Below are 19,258 nucleotides of genomic sequence, written 5' to 3'. Positions count from 1 at the left end.
TTCAGGTTGATAGACAGCCATCCCCCCCCTCATTGCTGGAGTCTCTTAGGGCAAAATCGATGGGAAAACCTATACATCCGAAGGCCATGCAAAATATAGCAACTTATTGTTTTATAATGTTTTTACCAGATTTCCCTGATGCCAAGAGCAACAAAACATCAGGTAACAACATCACCAAAGCCAGCATCAATACGCTGACCCGCTACGCAGCATCAAGAAACCCGTCATTGCCCTGTACTGAACAGCCAGCCCTCCGGGGCTGGCCTTTTTGTTTCGGTCAGTCCCAAAATTTGGAACGCCAAATGCCTTTATGTTAAATCCACGATTTCTATATAACAAATAGCGGTTAGGGCTGTTTTCTCGATTCAATGGGTCATTTGTATACGGGGTTCGGAGGCCAATGATGTAAATCATGCCGATAGCGTGTACGAAAGTAAGCAAAACAATTAATGGACAGCCAGAACGTTCCGTACCTCCCTTACAGTCAAGGGGGGCGCTTAATGGAACGAAATCACCCGTTAAGCCCAAACGCTTAACGTAGAATTCCGTTTTCCAGGCGCCCCCCTTTAAGACGAGTCTGGTTAATAGAGTCCTAAAAAGTAACCAGCAGATAGAGGTATGAAACTAAATAACCAGATCCATAAGAACGAATAACGAATATGTTTACCCATATCCAATCCTGCTAACCCCACTCCAAGCCAAACAGCCGGGGAGAATGGGCTAATGAAAGTTCCTGCGTTATTACCGATAGCCATGGCATAAACAACACTTTGAGGAGAAATGCCCACAGTCCCAACGATATCGCTTACTATAGGTAACAATGCAAAGTAATAAGCGTCCGTACTAGTAAATATATCAAGGGGGACACCTAAAACCCCTACTAAAACATGTAGAATCGGAATAAATTTTTCTGGAATGACATATAATACATGAGTTGCTAGTGAGTTTAGCATCCCTCCCTTGTCCATTACCCCAAGAAAAACCCCGGCAGACATAATTATCGCAACCATATTAACCGCCTGTGGTGCATGCTTCATAATTATATTCATTTGGGTTTTAGGTGATGGGTAATTTAAAAGCAATGCCAAAGATAGCGCAATCATGAAAACATACGACGCAGGTAGTAAGCCGAATGCCAGCATTAAAATGGAAAAGATTATTAAACTAAAATTTAAAAAAGGTTTTTGTGCTTTTTTATCTTGACCGATTGAATCGAAAATCATACTGTTTGATTCGATATGTGCATCGATAAATTTACCAGCCAGATTTTTCTTAATTCTAATACTCTCTCTATATCCAAATATACCTGCAATAATGGTAGCAAATGCAACACCAATAATTTGGACCGGAATTATTGACTGCCAGAGTGTAGACGCCGGGATTTCAGTAACGGCAGATGCTCTGCCTAGTGGCCCCCCCCACGGAACCATATTCATAACCCCCATACTCATGCACATAATTAGTAGCATTAAATAAGGATTAATACCTAGCCTGGTATATAATGGCAGGAACGCAGGTATTATTATTAGAAATGTCGCCGCTCCAGAACCGTCTAAATGAACAACCGCAGCAGTTAATGCAGTAACCATGGTTACTATTACTACATTACCCTTTGTTATACCTATCATCATTCTAATCAGCGGTGTGAATACATTTAAATCCTTCATCAAACTAAAGAATATTATCGCGAATAAAAACATTGTGGCAACAGGGCTAACTTTTCGCAATCCATGCTCTATAAACCCAGAAATATCGGTAATACCGTAACCAGCACAAAAAGCCCCAATAACAGGTATTGCTGACATCGCTATTATGGGGTTTGCTTTTCCTGTCATCAACAGCACAACAATCAAAACTATTATAGAAAAACCAATCACTGTAAGCATATCGTTCCCTCACTCAGAAGAATATGTAATACAACAATAAATTATTATATCTTTTTGATTAACAAATTAAATACATTCCATTTTATAAATGTGATTTTATTCACATTTATGTAGGACAAGCACAACCAGTGACTCTATCGCATTAAGCGCCAGTTCAGGTAATCTAGATCGTGCCTTTCACCGCCAGAAACATCCCGTGGGACGCCGCTGAAAAATGGATAAAACCTATATCAAAGTTAAAAGTTAAAGGACAATGGAAATACCGGTACCGGGCAGTCGACACATCGGACCAGACTATTGATTTTCTGCTGACGGCGAAACGGAATGCAGCAGCTGCACTGCATTTTTTCAGAAAGCGCCATACGTCACAATGGCGAATCGGAAGTAGTCACCCCTCGAGATATATAAAGTGACGCAAATACAGCTGTGCTGACGACACTCAATGGCGGTAAACCAGATGAAGAGACCATTACCGTCAGGCAGAGTAAATACCTGAACAACCTTATTGAACAGGATCACCGAGACATCAAGCATATCGAGCACCATACCGTTAACCGACAGGTCTTTCTCTAGGATACGGCGTTTAAATGTATCCCAGTCGTCATCATTGAGGCATGACATCCGGTCCACCTGTTCAATCAGAATGACATCCTTGAATCTGAGAGCATGGGCGTTAACTCTGGACACACCAGTAAAGAGCTCCGGATGCGTTTTCAGGCAATACACTGCCCATGATGAGCGGCAAATTCCTTAAGCCCGTTTTTAGCACGCAAGGCATCCTGCCGAGAGTGGTCATGGTTGCTGCTTGGTGTCATCGACCGCGCCCCGTTCCTCAAACACCCGCCTCGGAGCAGGCTTTTTGTACCCGAAAAGCGGGGACATGACGGTAAATGCGCTGCTGGTTGTAGAATGCACTTTTTACCCTGATGCTTCTTGACGACAATAAATCTCATTTGTTATGTAACACCTATCAATGCTGTTAAGTTGTTTGCGGAGGTGGGATGGGTGATAGCACACTGCTCAAAAATTCTTCACTTTTTATTGCTTATATGGGATGCATGGGGTGGGGAAGTGCTTATTTCTATGGCTGGGGGACTTCCTTTCACTACGGCTTTCCGTGGTGGGTTGTCGGGGCTGGTGTTGATGATGTAGCAAGAAGTCTGTTTTATGCTGTTACAGTTATCGTGATTTTTCTGTTTGGTTGGGCTGCTGGAGTTGTTTTTTTCCTGAGTATTAAACAGAAAAATAGTATGCGGGATTTGAGTATTGTCAGGCTTTTCCTGGCTGTTCTGCTGCTTTTTGTTCCACCAGCCCTGGAGTTTTCAGTGATTCATCAACAGTTGATGACAGATTTATTGATTTTATCTGTCATTGCAGCCTTGATAATTACGCTGATTATCAGGTGGAGTGGGCATCTTTTCTCGGTTAAATGCATTTCTGAAATGCATTTTGTTCGTCGTCATCGTATCGAGATTGTAATGGCCGGGTTCATGATTTATTTCTGGGTGTTTTCACTCCTTGCTGGTTGCTTCAAGCCTCATTTCAAGAAGGAGTATCAGATGATTTATCATGAGCATGCTTGGTACTATGTCCTTGCCCGTTATGATAACCGTCTGGTTTTATCGGAATCGTTCAGCACTGGTGGTAAGAAATTCATCATATATAACACTGGGCAGACTGATGACATGGAGATTAAAGTAGTCAGAGTGCGCTAATAAAATTTCATGGACTACCCTCGGGAAGGGGTTGTATTGGCTCGCTACGGCGGGCCCTTTTCATGTATGCTCCACTCAACGGCGGGCAGATTACTACACCGTAAACGGCGAGATTCCTTTCAAGCTACAGAAGCGTTTTTTGCCACTACCCGAAGGCGCTCATCACAGACCCATTGAGCATTAGTGGTTGTCCGAAGACAACAAATAAACCTGTTTATTTCCGAGCAAACTGCAGATCTGTCAAGAAACTATACCCTCTGATTTTGGAGTAAACCCATCTTTTATCGAATAACATAACGTCTCAGAATTATTATAATTTCGAGGTCGCAGCCCTGTGAGAGCGGCGACCGTTATGTACGAACGATCATAATCACGTATACAGTAAAAACCCTCTTAAATTAATAAAACCCTGTACACTGAATGCAATTAATCCGTTACTCCACATCACCTTTAAAATAAACTTGCTTAATGTAACGTCCTCGGCCATCCCCATGCCCCAAGTCCATCGATACCAATGCCTCCGCTTCTACGCGACTCATCCCATTCTTAACATGATGAATCACCGCATCGCGTGAATATGCATAACGCAAACTATGTGGAGCATCTTTTCCTGTCATTCCAGCCTCACGGACAATATTTCGATAACGTTCTATTGCTGTATGTAATGAAGGCTTATCAATCAATTTTCCATTATGTTCATCACAATACTTTATTGCCGCCTCTAGAATAGATAAAACTTTTTCACGATTAAAAATGGTTGTATCGCGAGGGCGGCCCCCTTTCGTGCCAAAAACAACCCGAACACGCTCGTCGCCATTAATTAAAGCCTGCCGCCATGTTTTTAATGACTTTGCTGACTGAACGGTTTCTTCCGTTCGTAAACCTAAATAGCGAGATAACTGAACACTCAATGCTACCCCCGCATCTTTTTTGAAGGCGTAATTTATGACAGCAGTTAACTTTTCATCTGAAATAGGTGCTTTTGTTCCATCACGGTTCGCACCTGAAATCCCTAAAGCCTGGTTACTCAATTTTTCATGATTGGGATCGGCCAGTTTATTTCGACCCGCAGCTGACATAATTGAGCGCACAGCTGCCATCTCGTTTTGTAATGTGCGAAGCGATATATTCTCAGCCTGCCGGCTACGAATATACTTTTCAATATGAGACGTCTTAATATGTTTCACGTCACGGATCTGGATATTTAATTTCACAAGACGTTCAGAAAAACGTTCTGCAATTCTCGAACGGTCAGCGACGGTTTTAAAACTCCCCCGTCCCTGGCGGGCGAGAGTAACCAGTTGCTTACTGAGTTTTGACATCGATTGTCCTCCCACGGAATACACAACCCTCTGCTTTCCACAAAGCAGACGGATCTGTATCCCGATAATTTCAACCCCGACGACACGGTTACTTTTGCGCTTCCTGCGTCTCGACTGGTATCTGTGCATCGGGGCGGCGAAATGTTGAGTTATTTCGAGGCTCCCCAGGTCTCTGACCTGTTCGCGGCTTTCGCCGTCCTGACGTTAGTCAGTTTGCCTCCACACACTACTGTTCGTAATGTCGCCATCGATACCGAGTCGATTTCCTCCTTTTAGATAGTGAAACGTTCAAAACGGTGTTTTCCGTTGTAATTACGTTGAAGTGAATGAGTGTTTAAAACCGCACTGACACGGACTACATGTTGGTCAGATGGTAGTAAAACGTTGAAAGCCACGTCGTGCGTGGGTTGAGACGTTATGCGCTACGCGCGTCACTTGGTAGTGTCTTCGCCACTTCACAAGTGACGCGCGCTCCTTTGCTCCCAATGAGACTCACGTAAGCAGCCAAAATGTACCCATTGGCTTTATACGTCCGTTCAAAGGTTGCATCGTCGGCAACACGTCATTAAAGCCTTTAACAGCTTTAAAGATGTAAGCGATATCAGTCAGTTGTGACTGTTTTATCCAGGCAAGGACTGCCCAATGTAGATGTGTGCCTAGCCAGTTAGCACCAAGGCATTGAGATGACTTTTCAGCAGCCTTAACCGCTCCGAATACTACGTTGGATGAGCGATATCTGCTCCCAAAGGCGGGCAGATGTACCACACCATAGCTGGCGTGCTCCCTCTCAGGCTACGGAAGCTTTCTTTTGCCATCACCCGAAGGCGATCCTCGCAGATGGCCAGATCATTGGTGGCTGTCTATCGACAGCAGGGTCACCCGAAGGCGCTCATCACAGACCCACTGAGCATTGGTGGTCGTCCGAAGACGACAGTACAACGTGGACAGATTAAATGATTTGACCGAATGTCGTCAATCACAACAAGTTAATTATCAAAAAACTTCTCATATTTTGTGTTGATTATTTTTTAATACATGCCAGTCGAAAACAATAAAGGAGAGGCATAACTCTCGCTATAAAAAACACATTGAAAGCCACCAACCCTATACTACAAATACATTTAACGCCATAAAGTCAATGAAGACACCAATATTTTTCAAATAATCCTCGCCGACCAGCTGAGGGTGATAAATCATGTTTTAATTAACTACAGAGTAGTGTTTAAATGAACATCGACCAATTACGGATAGAAAATTATTCACAATGCCATATGTGGTCGCAAACGTAAGGTCGATTTTTTCCATATTTGACGTCGTCAACCACGCATGTAAATTTATCGCTCCCACACCTGACATAGGATTACCCAGATTACTTTTTAACTTATCTTTACTCGTATCAAAAACTGGCCGTTTTTCATAGTCAACATGACCTAAAGTATAATAAATCGGAGTTTGCAGAGCTTCCTCCAAAGCATCCTGAACGAAATACATATATCCAAAGTATTGTTGTGAAACTTCTTCCGGAGTATTTTTTGAAGCTATCCCGCTGACGATATATACCCCCACTATTATCCCGTTCACCGACATAACACTTATCATTACATCACAATCACACTCCATACCCTTTAGCTCACGCTCTCATTGATGTGAGTAAATCCCAGGTAAATACACTCATGGATGGCTTCAGGCCATTCAGTTGTTATTGATTAGAGAATTACCTGCAATGGTCAGTTACCGTTATAACAAGTTTTAAGGGGGCAGCGTCATGCTAATATGTTCACAACGAATTTCGATCGAGTTTACCACTCTATTACACGCTAGCTTACTCTCAACTCAGTACTTATTACATTCTCAGTAGTCTTGTGAGTCGCATAACGTTTACTGATGGTTCTAGTAACATATAAGCAATGGATACCGGCAATGCCTCAACTCAGTATCCATTGAAAATTGGTAATTATCGTCATGCAAAATGATCACCATATTTTTCTTTCAAATATAATACAAGAACATCCGGGGGGACATGGCGTATAGCGTTAGAAAATTCATCCGCGTTGATTTTTCTATTAATATTGCTGGATAACCCCGCAGTTATCAGCTTATCTATATCTTTAGGCTGAAGATAATAATTTATCTTAAGGTGTGGAATACCCTTGTCCTGCAATAGCAGGCTGATACGGTTTGAAAATACGATGGTCAGGAAGTGTTCCAAATCTTCCAGTTTATAAATTTCATTAAAATTTATGTTGAAACAATCCCCGACATCGACATAACATCTCAGATTCGCCACGAAGAACTTCACCTTCTCTATGCTTGAGGTCGTGACGATGGCAATACTCTTTCTGTTACGTCCCACCATCTTGCTGTTCATGATAAATTTTTTTAAAATCAAACATAAAGTGGCAATTTGATTCTTATCAAACTGAACAGTATAAAATTCTTCCGTTCGGATGATCGCATCTTCAACGTAGGAAAACAGGCCGGGGTAATGCTTCCGGGCCTTGGGTAAGTTAACGTCAGGCACATCATATAAATAGGTTTTTCTGATAATACATTTTTGAATATAAATATATATCTCGTCGTACAATTCCCGATGATGGCTAATACCCGTAATCATTTTCTCCTGCACGCTCTGAACAAACTGCGTGGTTGCCCGGTACAGCATAATATCGATATAAATTAATTTATAATAATTATGGTCAAGAGAATTGATAAAATGGTTAACGAAAACGTTTTCAACTGGGTTAACAAAGACCGGCTGCAAGGGAAGTTCAATTTTCATCCCGGGCAAGCTTAATTGCATATTGTCGACGCTAAGTCTTTTCTCCAAGATCATCAGGTAAATGAGTAGAAATTTCTTTCCTGGATAGGAAAGATCTAACTGATACCGATTTAAAATCTCATTGAAGGAATCCCGATACAGGACAGCCTGAACCACCTCATCCCGACTCAACCCCTGGTACATCAACCTTTCATAGGGATTATTGGCTATGCGCGGCATAAACTGGTTCAACTGATTCAACTCACATATGGATGCAATGATCTTCATTATCAGGATGCGAAATGCCAACTCATTCCCTCTGATCCGGACCCCTTTGCGGTTAATGATTTCTACATGTAGTTCAAATTGACATAAATAATCGACCAAAACTTTAATGTCTTTCTTTTTGGTACTTAGGCTGACGCCAATATCCTTGTAGAGTTTCGAGGTATTGACGGTTCCATACAGAAAACAATAGAACAAAATTAAGGTAATCCGCTCATTTTCTGAAGAAAGATATTTATTTAAAGTAATAGCATTAATAAAATCAGAGTATTCTTTGTAATTTATTTTGCAATGAAAGGCATCGCCAGCGCAGACGATATTTTTATTATCAGGTAAATAATAATTAATTCTCGACTGACTTCTTTTTAAGCCAACAATACTCTTTTCAGGAAAAACGTTAACGGCATCATTGAAGCGCAGTTCGGCGTTTTCCTGCATATAGCTTAAAAAATTGATATCAAAACTGTTAATACTGATAGCAACCTCCACTAAAAACACCTTATCATCTAAATCATCTAATGCATGATAATAGCCTTGTCAATACCCGAGCTTTCAATCTGTGATGTAACAAGCATTTATAAAACACTTGCCCATAAATTACACGGCAGATTGATTTTTAAGGGTACATGTTGATTTTTTTCAGTCTCACAAAGTGACCTTGATGCCCTTCTCCTCTCACGTAGACTTGAGAGGTAATACTTTGTCTTTGTCCACCTACATTTACGTTTAACAAAGGTTATTATGAAAATAGAAAATATAAAGGACGGGATACAGCTCTTTGGGCGTTCTCTCCTGCTGCCCATCGCGGTTTTAGCGCCTATTGGCATGATTATGGGAATATGCAGCGCTCTCACCCAAAGTTATATCATCAGTAAGGTGCCGTTTCTCGGCTATGAGGGTGTGCAACTTACGATACAAAGCCTGAAAGATATCACCGCCGTGCTCTTTAACAACATCCCGCTGATGTTTGCAATGGGAGTGGCTTATGGCGTGGCTAAGCACGAGAAAGGCATTGCCGTCTTTGCCTCGGTACTTGCCTTCCTGACGTTGGTTATCGTGATGAATGTTTGGCTTAAGCTTGACGGTTCATTAGCGAAGACTCATTTATCGGAGGTCGGCCAGGGGTTAGTGCTCGGTATCCAAACGGTGCAACTGGAAGCGATGGGAGGGATCATTTCAGGGCTGGTTGCGGCCAAAGTCACTGACAAATTCTATAAACTGGAACTGCCATTGGCCTTCGCCTTTTTTAGTGGCAAGAAGTCAGTGCCCATCATTACTTTCCTGTGCATGATCCCGATCGGGCTGACCATTCCCTTTGTATGGAATGGCATCACCAGTTTCCTGACCAGCATTTCGTTTGTTGTCATGAATGATAAATTTGGCGTAGGGGTTTATTGGTTCCTGAACAGAGCGTTAATTCCATTCGGTCTTCACCATGTTCTGGATTCGTTGGTGCGCTTTACCGAGGCTGGTGGCACTTATGTCATTGATGGTCAAAAATATACCGGTATCCTGAATGCCACCAACAAAATCCTTTTTGATCTGGGACCACAGGATCCAAGCTGGTCGCTGATGCCTAAACTTTCCTCGTACTTGGCACCCGCCGAGATGCTGAATGCTATGTTCCGCATCCCTGCCATAGGTTTGGCAATGTATCACGCGGCGTACAAAGTCAACCGCCCAGCCGTCAAAGGTATTTTGCTGACTATAGTGTTAACCGCTTTCCTCGGTAATGTTACCGAACCTATGGAATTCTCATTCCTGTTTATCGCTCCGGGTCTGTTCCTGGTTTATACCATTCTTTGTGGGCTAATGACGTTACCGCTTGCATTCCTGCAAGTGTCAATGGGCTACATTCGCGGGACAATTTTCGACTTCGGTATTTTTGGCCTGTTATATGATAATACCAATTGGATTCAACTGGTATTACTGGGTGCCGTTAACTTTGTCGTATTTTATGTCGTATTCCGCTTCGCCATTGTTAAATTCAACATCAAGACTGTTGGCCGTGAAGAAGAAGTAAGACGCAACACATTACTTAAAGATAAACGCTATGCAGAGATTGCGGCGTTGGTTATCGAAGGGCTGGGTGGCAAAGATAATATAAAGAATGCAGATAACTGTATTACCAGATTACGTATTGACTTATACAACCAGGAGTTAGTGGATCATGAACGACTGAAAGACTCAGGTTGCTCTGGCGTATTCTTGCCTAAAAATAATCATATACACGTTGTATTTGGACCTCATGTCGAGTTTGTCAAGAATGCCATTGTGGATAAAATGAGTAGTAAGTGACGCCATCTTACCCAAAATTAATACTATCTAGAGGTTAGTCATGAGTGCATTGTATGATTCAAAAACCAAATCAATAGACGATCGTGGTATTCGTGAGTTATTGACAGAAAGAGTTAAATTTCAGTCATGGCTGGATGTAGAAGCGGCGCTCGCACTGGCACAGGCCGAGCTGGGTGTTATCCCGCAACAGGCGGCGGATCAGATAGCGGCGGCCTGTAAACTGGATCAAATCGATCTTGATGAGGTCGTAAAACTTCGGGATAAAATCGGCCACGGATTTGTGCCGTTCCTGAAACAATTGGTTAAAGCCTGCCCCGATGACAGCGGAAAATATGTTCATATTGGCGTGACAACACAAAATATTCAGCAAACGGCACAACTGCTGGTTACCAAAAAAGTGAATGCCCGTTTTTTATTGATGGTCGGGGAGATACTGGCAAATCTGGCTCAATTGGCAGAGCAACATAGCCAAACAGTGATGCCTGGCCGCACACATGGACGTCATGCCGAACCCATTACCTATGGTTTCAAAGCCTCAGTATGGATTGACGAACTCCTGATGACGGTTTCCCGTTTGCAAGAGGCTGAACCGCGCGTTTTCAGTGTGATGATGGGAGGGCCTGTTGGTGCTTTCAATGCTAGCGGGCAGCTCGGTCGTCAGGTGCAAACCCGTGTTGCCACACGGCTTGAAATGACCGAAATGGCTGTTCCATCACGCAATATCGGCACGCATAAAGTGGAATATGTTATGGCATTGTGCCTGTTGGCCAGCGTGTGCCATAAAATGGCCGAAGAAATGTACTCTACCTCTCTCGAAGAGATCGGAGAAGTGCTCGAAGGATTTGCCGAAGGCACTGTAGGCAGCAGTAGCCTGCCGCATAAAATCAATCCGAAACTGGCGAAGGGGATTATCGCTAACGCCCAAAAACTCTATTCTCTTCCCGCCGTGATGCTGTCATCGTGTTGCCGTCCATATGAAGGCGATAGCTCTTCGTATATGTTGCTGGAGAGCTGCCTGCATGAATCCCTGGAACTGATGACAGAGATCATTTTGCGAACCGAGGAGCTAACACGCTGTCTGCAGGTTAATCAGGAAAAGATGCGAGCCAATACTGAGATAAAACAGGGGTTGGACAACAGCGGGCTGGTGATGATGAATTTAGCGCTGGTCATTGGTAAGGATCAAGCACATACGAAAATGTATGCGCTGGCGATGAATTCAACCCTGCATAACAAAAGCTTCCTTAAATGCCTACAGGAAGATACCCAGTTAGCGACATTTTTCTCTGCCGACGAGCTGGAAACTATGGTGAAGCCTGAGAATTATACCGGGCAAGCCATAGATATTGCGCGAGAAATGGCGCAGAAAGCAAAACAAGCAGCAGCGAAACTGATCAGAAAATAATAGCGATAATGGGTAGAGCGATGAAATCGTCGTGCTACCGTTACTGCTAACAAGACCCAACGCCCTACTCATCGACCATGATTAGGGCGTTTTTATTACCATTAAGTTCATCTAATCTCATGAGTGACTTAACCCTTTCAACCCATCACTGCAATCATATATGTACGTAATATATAAACTGTAATTTCATGATCGCCAATTTATGAATAACATTCAACTAAAATTAACCGTGACTGACACCTTAAAATAAAATGCGCCCGGGGTGCTTTTATGTCTTGCCAAAAACACATCAAGTTACCTTGAACTAAAATAACAAAATAGTGAAAATGATATCTAATCACTATATCTACATACACGTCGAATGGCATCTGTCTCTATAAAAATCAACAAGTCTCCCCCAGAAACTGTAAGCGCATCCGTTTTAGTTCCAGATGCTTTTTGAGAGTTCCGGTTTTTCAGCCATCAGACGGTACTCTTCTGGCGTCAGGTTATTCAGGGATCCATGAGGTCGCTCGCTGTTCTATTCCGTCAGCCAGCGCATTGTGATCTCCCGTGCTTCATTCAGCGTCCTGAACAGATAAAAATCCGGTATCTCTGTCCGGTACGTCCGTTTACTCACCGGAAAGAAAGGGTATCCATCCTCAGACGCACCTGGCCTGCTTCAGCGGTGTGCTACAGGCTGATGCTGACGCCGGGTTCAGCAAGTTGTACCGCGTTGGATACATAAAGGAAGCCGCTTGCTGGGCCCATGCTCGGCGTAAAATCCATTACGTCCATGTCCGCACACCCTCGGCAATCACAGGGGAGGCCGTGAACAGTTGTATGCCATACAAGCAAAGCTGCCCGGGTTGCCGGCAGAACATCGGCTTGCCCAACGCCAACTGAGAGCAGAACCGCTCCAGAACGAACTGGAAGGTTGGCCCCAGAAAAATGAAGATGCTGTCGCGCCAATTGGAGCTGGCAAAGGCGTTCGCCTATGCCCTCAACCAATGGTTGGTACTGACATACTATGCGGAAGACGGCTAGGCGCGGAAGAGGACAATAACCTCACCGATAATGCACTGCGGATGGTAAGCCTGGGGGGCAAAAACTTCCTGTTCTTCGGTTCGCTGAACTGAATCTGTTGGCCGCGTGTTTTGGTATACGCCAGATTAGCAATCAGCACGTCGGCGCGGCCAGTGGCGATCACCGCAACGTCGGCATCAGATAGAGTTTTGCGCCCATCTGTTTGGCTAACGCCCTGCATAAATCGACGTCCATCCCCGCCAGCTGGCGCGTTTTCGGATCCGGCGACGAGAACGGCGGCACATCGGAATACACTGCACAATTGAGTGACCCGCGTGCCTGAATATCAGAAAGAACATCAGCTTTCGCAGAAGACAAGGCCGCCATCAGTGGCAACGCCAGCAAGGAGCAAGACAGTAACTTCAGTTTCATCATCCATTTTCCGGGATTTTTTAATTAGCAGTGTTTGACGACAACTTCCCCTGACTCACTGTGAGCAAAACTGGTTGCGGTTTCTTTATGAGTCAGCCCGACTATATAAACTCACTCTGGCGTTGTATAAGAATTAAACCCTGTATGGCGATACGCTTTTTGTATGACCGGGAAAAAGGAGGAGCTGCCAGAATAGCGGACAGGTTCATCCCGCTACTCACCAGAAACGAAGGTTAATAATGAACGCCATAATGGGTATTTCGCTAAAAATATTATCAGCCTTGTGTGCCACATTAATGCTGGCTTGCGTGAAAGGGCTGTGCGGAAATACACCTACCGGAGAAGTGATATTCTTTCGCTCTTTCGTTACCTTATTCCCGCTGCTGATCTGGCTCAAATTGTGGGGCCCTGCCCCCCCAAATTAAAACGAATAATATATTCGGCCATTTAATTCTCGGCTTTTCCGGCCCTGATGGAATGTATTTCAACTATCTGGCGTTAGTTTATATCTCGCTGGCGGATGCCATTTTACTGGGGGAAAACGTCCACGCCGCCCGCTGGCTGGCGATGGGCATCGGTTTCATCGGCATTATCGTCATGCTGTGGGCGCATCTGACAGACAGCAATTCGCTGCTCTCGGGCGGTTTTATGCAGGTTTCGGGGCGCTGGGCGTGATTCTGGCGCTGCTGGCGGCTATGTGTACGGCGGTATCTTCGGTTCAAATCCGTTTTTTAATGGCATCGAAAGACCGGGCGCGATCGTTTTCTACTTCTCACTTATGACCATGCTGATTGGCCTGGCAACGATTTTCTTTGGCTGGAAGCAGCCGGGGTTTTCGCCTTATTGAGTGAGAGACGTATAGGCAGAACTGTAATTATCAAATCTGTAAAGTAAGGTGTGGGGTAAGTCCAGCTGAGTGAGTTGCAGGAATATGCCACACAGTTACAGTGGTTCTATAACCCTGAGAGACCTAATATGACACTGAATGGCTTCACGCCAATGCAACACATTCAGCGCGTAACCTGAGCCTACTTATCACCACCGTTAAAAATGGGAGGATTACCGTTCAATGCCATTCTTCTGCGGTAGCCATAGTCGCTATGAAGCTCCGCATTAACCAATGGTGGTATACTTCAGGTGATCTTGCATTAATGTCAGAATTTCCGCTACCTGCGGCGTATAAAACCTTTCGCGAAGACAATACATACCTACGATATTAAGCTCACCTTTATTTAAGCTTTTCAATTGGATAATATCATGATCTGCGAAGTATCCACGCATACAGGCAGGATATGCCTGAAGTACCGCATCTGAGTTGTTTAGCATATCGACAATTGATGTTAATGAATTAGAAGACCAAACCACCTGTTCCGTCATATGAAGAAGGTTTTTGTTCAACCTAGGCCTCTGTCCTTCACCGATCATGTGCCTGTACCGTTTCTCATCAGGAGTTAATTTAAGATAAGGGTAATCAAGCAACGCCTCAGGAGTGACTTCTTTTCCATGCAATGGATGCCCATTACGCGCAAACATAGCGTCGGAAACGGAAAAAAAAGGAACGAAATGGATGCCAATTCCTGGGGTAAGCCCATGAATTTCATGTCCAATGAATAAATCGATATCACCGGTTAACAGAAGGTCAATGAGACGAAGGTGATTCCCAAAATCGATGTGAATATTCACTAATGGATGAAGCGAGCGATAGGTGTTAAAACAGTCGAGAACGAATAGGTGCCACCAAGCATGACCTGTTCCTATTCTTAGGTTATGCTGTTGCCTTTCTTTAAAATTTTTTATTTTTAACAATGTATTCGCGTAAATTCGTTGCATCATCTGTGCCTGCTCAAGTAGCAGTTCACCATACTCCGTTGTAACCACTCCAGTAGAAGTGCGCTCGAAAAGTGAGACACCTAACTTCGCTTCTAGTTTCTTAATGTTCTGGGTCAATGTAGGCTGACTCAGATGTAATTTTTTTGCAGCGTGGCTCACATTTTTAAGATTAGCCACTTCAATGAACTGCTCCAGAATTTTATCCATTGTCACAACTTTTGCCCAAGCTATAGGTTTAACCTATATCATACACAAAAAAAACAATTTCAATCAATATCTGTCATGAAGTAATGTACATAAAAGCGCAAGTTGAGCTCTGGTCTAAGTGCTGAATGCCTAATGGAATGAGTTGGTGACATAACTTTTACGAATATATTATATCCCTGTAACTAAAAAGGATTTTTGGTTATTTTAATTAAAATCCTTATGATTATAGTTGTTTATTATAAATAGATATTCGCTTTAGATGTGTAACTAACCTCTATCGCCAACGGCATAATAATTTCCAGTGAAATATCAATAGAGAAAATGATGATAAAAAAACAAGATTTGCGATATTAATCTTTTCAACCGTCATGTCTGGACAACGCATTGTGTGCAGGTCCAACTCTACAGTCTATTGTCAAAAGATTAGATCAATTAGAAGATAGTCTAAGAAAATCGAATGCAAGAGCTGAACGAGCTGAAAAAATAGCAGAGTAGGCAGAAACGAAGGCTTAACTTGCGGAAGAAAAAAGTAATGTAAGTCAAGAAATAAATAGTGTGATAGAAAAACAGAATCAAGATAAAGATAAAGTTGCTTTAAAAGTAAAAAGCGATTCTGGTGAATTTAAATTCGGCGGATATGCTCGCTCAGGTATTATTACAGGTAAAGACGGTTCAGCTACGCAAATGGGACCTTATTTGACGCTTGTCGGTGGTACTGGGGGGGGCTGCTGGAGGTGAGTTTAATTTTGGCATTCAAATGGAAACTTAGTTTTAATTAATAAGGTGTTAAAGATGAAATATCAAAACTGGTGGTCTAAAAGTGTTATCTATCAGATCTATCCAAGAAGTTTTTGTGACTCTGATGCAGATGGCATTGGTGATATTCGAGGGATAATTACCCAGCTTGATTATGTAAAACTTTTGGGTGCGGATATCATCTGGATAAGTCCTATTAACGAATCCCCATTTGTAGATAACGGTTACGATATTAGTGATTATTATGCCATATCACCAGTTTTCGGTAATATGAGTGATTTTGAAGAACTGATTTCTAAAGCGAGGGACCGAGAAATCGGCATTATGCTCGACATTGTTATAAACCATACTTCAGATCAACACTACTGGTTTAAAGAGGCTAAAAAGTCTAAATGCAATAAATATCGAGATTATTATATTTGGAGGGATCCGGTTAATAACTCTGAACCTAATGACCTTCGTTCTAATTTTGGTGGCTCAGCGTGGGAACTTGATGAAACAACGGGGCAGTATTATCTCCATTTTTACAGTAAAGAGCAACCTGACTTAAACTGGGAAAACCCAGAATTGAGAAGTGAAATATGGGCCTTGATGAATTACTGGATAGGTAAGGGGGTTGAAGGGTTCAGATTGGATGTTATTGATCTAATAGGGAAACGCCCCGACCATAAAATTAAAGAAAATGGCCCAAGACTTCATGAGTATTTACAGGAGATGCATAATTGTGTACTCGAGGGGAAAAAAGTAGTAACTGTAGGTGAGACATGGGGTGCAACAGTCAATAATGCGCATCTTTTTTGTGCTCCGGAGCGGAAAGAACTAGATATGATTTTTCAGTTTGAGCATATCCAACTCGATAAAATCCCAGGTAAAAGTCGCTGGGATTTAAAGGAGCTTGAGTTGAATGATCTCAAAAACACGATGAGTAAGTGGCAACGCGCCATGAATGGCAATGGATGGAACAGTTTGTTCTGGAATAACCATGATCTACCCCGTATAGTCTCTCGCTGGGGAAACGATACGGTATATCGGGTGGAAAGTGCTAAAATGCTCGCTACTCTTTTGCATGGTATGAAAGGCACCCCTTTTATATATCAAGGCGAAGAAATTGGCATGACCAACTTCTTACCAAAAACTCGCGATGATTACATTGACATTGAAACCAAATGGATTATTCGTGAACGATTGTCCTCTGGTTGTGACGAAAAAGAGTTAGAAAAGGCATTGTATTTAAAAGCACGGGACAACGCAAGAACTCCCATGCAATGGGATAATTCTTTGAATAGTGGATTTACGACAGGAACCCCCTGGATGAATGTTAATAGAAATTACCATTTCATTAATGTTCACCTTGCTCTAGAAGATAAGAACTCTGTATTCTATCATTATAAAAAACTTGTTGAATTAAGAAAAACAGAGCACCTTTTTGTTATCGGTGACTATGAACTTGTAAGTGATAACCATCCTGACATCTATGCTTACTATAGGAGACATGGTCTTGATGCGCTATTAATTATTTGTAATTTCCATAATATTAAAACTGAAATTAATATTCGCCGCGACGATATTGTTTTTTGTGAGTGTCTTTTAAGTAACTATCCGGATAGGTATTACAATCTTTCCAATCTTGAATTACAACCTTATGAAGCATTAGTATTGAAAATCAAGTTAAATGGAGAGGGTAATGTCAAATAAAGATGTCAACAAAACAGCTCAGACATTAGTAGCCTTGCTAGGCGGCGCTGAGAATATTATTGATGCATCTCACTGCGCAACACGGTTGCGTTTGGTGTTAAAAGATGAATCTATAGTCAAAACCTCTGAAATTACTGAACTTCCATTAATTAAAGGGCAATTCAGCAATGCCGGCCAATATCAGATAATTATCGGAACTGGCACTGTAAATCAAGTTTATAAGGAGTTTATAAAATTTACTGGAAAATCTCCGAGTACTACAGGTGATGTAAAAAAGGCATCATTGCAAAAACTGAATATTCTACAACGTCTGATTAAGTCGATATCAGATGTTTTTGTTCCAATTATCCCTGCTCTGGTGGCTGCTGGATTATTGTTAGGCATCAACAACATTCTCACAGCGCAGGGTATTTTTTATCAAAATGAATCACTTGTGCAGCATTACCCTTCAATATCAGGGCTTGCTGATATGATAAGTACATTTTCAAGTGCTGCTTACATTTTTTTGCCCATATTAATAGGGTTTTCTGCCACAGCTTCATTTGGTGGAAATGCATATCTTGGTGCTGTTGTTGGAATGATTATGGTTCATCCGGCATTATTGAATGCTTACTCATATGGCGAAGCATTACTCAACCATAACATCCCTGTTTGGAATATATTATCATTTCATATTGATAAAGTAGGGTATCAGGGAACAATTTTCCCCGTTCTTGCTGCATCGTGGATTCTAGCTTTCTTGGAAACTCAGATAAGAAAATTGGTTCCAGAGATACTCGATAGCATTCTTACACCCTTGTTATCTGTTTTCATAACCTCTTTTCTTGTTTTCTTTGTGGTCGGCGGTGCTCTGCGTTCGGTGGGTGACAGCCTAGCTCACGGACTTATTTGGTTATTTGAGTTTTCTGGTGCTTTTGGTGGTGCGTTATATGGATTCGTTCTGTCACTAATTAATATGACAGGCTTGCATCACAGTCTTTTACCCATTGACATACAAATGATAGCCTCCGGTGGATCTTTATTACTTGCTCTGGCGGCTTGTAATAATGTTGCCCATGGTGGCGCTGCGTTAAGTGTAATGCTCTTGACTGATGATAAAAAACTTAAAGGTATGGCATTATCATCTGGTGTGTCCGCCTTCCTGGGGATCACAGAACCTGCGATGTTTGGTGTTAACTTGAAACTGAGATTTCCTTTTCTCTGTGCTATGATAGGATCTGCACTAGGATGCGCATACTCTATACACAAGCATATAATCAATATTGCCCCAGGCCCAGCCGGTTATATTGGATTTTTATCAATCAAACCCGTTGACATGACATTTTTCTTTATCGCAACGACCATTTCTCTTATATCTTCATTTGTTTTGTGCTTTGTAGTCGGGAAGTATAAAAGGTTCGATTAATAATCGAAGAAATATCACGTTTAACGACGGCTTGAGTACGTACACCCTGATAAATTTTTCAGCACCACGGCAATCCGCCTCTAAGGGCCGGGAAATTCCGGCCTGATCTAATAGTGCAAAGATGCCAAAAAATACATAACGCGCGTTGTTGCTGGAAAAATGGCACAACTGGATCCGAGAAATTGCTGATTACCTGGCTGCGATAATGATGATAGAGCAGAGTAAATTCTGAATGTCACTTCCGCTCTTGCATACGTCC

The 19,258-nt window shown here is 42.5% G+C and carries 12 protein-coding genes and 5 pseudogenes; 10 read left to right on the top strand and 7 right to left on the bottom strand.

Going from position 1 to position 19,258, the window contains the following annotated elements:
• Positions 1-59 precede the first annotated feature (59 nt).
• Positions 60-317 carry a hypothetical protein gene (locus JEM67_RS02390; RefSeq protein WP_199635591.1) on the top strand — a complete coding sequence of 86 codons (258 nt, stop codon included), beginning with the start codon at positions 60-62 and terminating at the stop codon, positions 315-317.
• 264 nt (positions 318-581) lie between these two features.
• On the opposite strand, the gene JEM67_RS02385 is transcribed toward JEM67_RS02390, so the two are convergent.
• Positions 582-1,886: a CitMHS family transporter gene (locus JEM67_RS02385; RefSeq protein WP_199635590.1), complete on the bottom strand. Its 1,305-nt coding sequence runs from the start codon at positions 1,884-1,886 to the stop codon at positions 582-584.
• A gap of 163 nt (positions 1,887-2,049) precedes the next feature.
• Here JEM67_RS02385 and JEM67_RS02380 point away from each other — a divergent pair.
• A pseudogene (locus tag JEM67_RS02380) lies at positions 2,050-2,417 on the top strand (DDE-type integrase/transposase/recombinase); the annotation flags it as partial.
• Between the two features lie 470 nt (positions 2,418-2,887).
• Positions 2,888-3,601 (top strand): hypothetical protein, encoded by a 714-nt coding sequence (locus tag JEM67_RS02375; RefSeq protein WP_199635589.1) that lies wholly within the window; start codon positions 2,888-2,890, stop codon positions 3,599-3,601.
• A 434-nt stretch (positions 3,602-4,035) separates the two neighbouring features.
• On the opposite strand, the gene JEM67_RS02370 is transcribed toward JEM67_RS02375, so the two are convergent.
• The 3 genes from JEM67_RS02370 to JEM67_RS02360 all read right to left on the bottom strand — a co-directional run bounded on the left by JEM67_RS02370 (position 4,036) and on the right by JEM67_RS02360 (position 8,455).
• Positions 4,036-4,923 (bottom strand): integrase domain-containing protein, encoded by an 888-nt coding sequence (locus JEM67_RS02370; RefSeq protein ID WP_199635588.1) that lies wholly within the window; start codon positions 4,921-4,923, stop codon positions 4,036-4,038.
• A 1,200-nt stretch (positions 4,924-6,123) separates the two neighbouring features.
• A complete protein-coding gene (locus JEM67_RS02365; protein WP_233527635.1) occupies positions 6,124-6,510 on the bottom strand; it encodes a hypothetical protein in 387 nt (128 codons plus the stop codon).
• A 373-nt stretch (positions 6,511-6,883) separates the two neighbouring features.
• On the bottom strand, positions 6,884-8,455 hold the full coding sequence (locus tag JEM67_RS02360) for a helix-turn-helix domain-containing protein (RefSeq protein ID WP_199635587.1): 1,572 nt from the start codon (positions 8,453-8,455) through the stop codon (positions 6,884-6,886).
• 252 nt (positions 8,456-8,707) lie between these two features.
• Here JEM67_RS02360 and JEM67_RS02355 point away from each other — a divergent pair, with 252 nt between their 5' ends.
• Both JEM67_RS02355 and JEM67_RS02350 read left to right on the top strand, forming a co-directional pair.
• Positions 8,708-10,264, top strand: a complete 1,557-nt coding sequence (locus JEM67_RS02355) for a PTS transporter subunit EIIC (RefSeq protein ID WP_199635586.1) — start codon at positions 8,708-8,710, stop codon at positions 10,262-10,264.
• A 40-nt stretch (positions 10,265-10,304) separates the two neighbouring features.
• Positions 10,305-11,669, top strand: coding sequence for a lyase family protein (locus JEM67_RS02350; RefSeq protein ID WP_199635585.1), 1,365 nt, complete (start codon positions 10,305-10,307; stop codon positions 11,667-11,669).
• Positions 11,670-12,090: 421 nt separating this feature from the next.
• Here the strand turns inward: JEM67_RS02350 and JEM67_RS02345 are convergent.
• A pseudogene (locus JEM67_RS02345) lies at positions 12,091-12,279 on the bottom strand (integrase core domain-containing protein); the annotation flags it as partial.
• A 59-nt stretch (positions 12,280-12,338) separates the two neighbouring features.
• On the opposite strand from JEM67_RS02345, the pseudogene JEM67_RS02340 reads away from it, so the two are divergent.
• Positions 12,339-12,787, top strand: a pseudogene (locus JEM67_RS02340) (IS66 family transposase).
• Here the strand turns inward: JEM67_RS02340 and JEM67_RS02335 are convergent.
• Positions 12,772-13,106: pseudogene (locus JEM67_RS02335) on the bottom strand (transporter substrate-binding domain-containing protein); the annotation flags it as partial. The pseudogenes JEM67_RS02340 and JEM67_RS02335 overlap by 16 nt on opposite strands.
• A 239-nt stretch (positions 13,107-13,345) precedes the next feature.
• On the opposite strand from JEM67_RS02335, the pseudogene JEM67_RS02330 reads away from it, so the two are divergent.
• A pseudogene (locus tag JEM67_RS02330) lies at positions 13,346-13,935 on the top strand (DMT family transporter); the annotation flags it as partial.
• Between the two features lie 284 nt (positions 13,936-14,219).
• On the opposite strand, the gene JEM67_RS02325 reads toward JEM67_RS02330, so the two are convergent.
• Complete coding sequence (locus JEM67_RS02325) at positions 14,220-15,143, bottom strand: LysR family transcriptional regulator (RefSeq protein WP_233527634.1); 924 nt, start codon at positions 15,141-15,143, stop codon at positions 14,220-14,222.
• Between the two features lie 555 nt (positions 15,144-15,698).
• Here JEM67_RS02325 and JEM67_RS02320 point away from each other — a divergent pair.
• From JEM67_RS02320 to JEM67_RS02310, 3 genes are read left to right on the top strand one after another with little or no spacing between them, the layout of a single operon-like run.
• Positions 15,699-15,881, top strand: a complete 183-nt coding sequence (locus JEM67_RS02320) for a hypothetical protein (RefSeq protein WP_199635583.1) — start codon at positions 15,699-15,701, stop codon at positions 15,879-15,881.
• 54 nt (positions 15,882-15,935) lie between these two features.
• The gene (locus tag JEM67_RS02315) at positions 15,936-17,594 is read left to right on the top strand and encodes a glycoside hydrolase family 13 protein (protein WP_199635582.1); all 1,659 of its coding nucleotides are present in this window, start codon (positions 15,936-15,938) and stop codon (positions 17,592-17,594) included.
• On the top strand, positions 17,584-18,999 hold the full coding sequence (locus JEM67_RS02310) for a PTS transporter subunit EIIC (protein WP_199635581.1): 1,416 nt from the start codon (positions 17,584-17,586) through the stop codon (positions 18,997-18,999). The genes JEM67_RS02315 and JEM67_RS02310 overlap by 11 nt, the downstream gene beginning before the upstream one ends.
• The last annotated feature ends 259 nt before the right edge of the window (positions 19,000-19,258 follow it).

It is taken from the genome of Serratia sp. PAMC26656 (assembly GCF_016469055.2).
GTDB classification, from domain to species: Bacteria; Pseudomonadota; Gammaproteobacteria; order Enterobacterales; family Enterobacteriaceae; genus Serratia; species Serratia plymuthica.
This window is presented reverse-complemented; position numbering and strand designations above follow the sequence as displayed.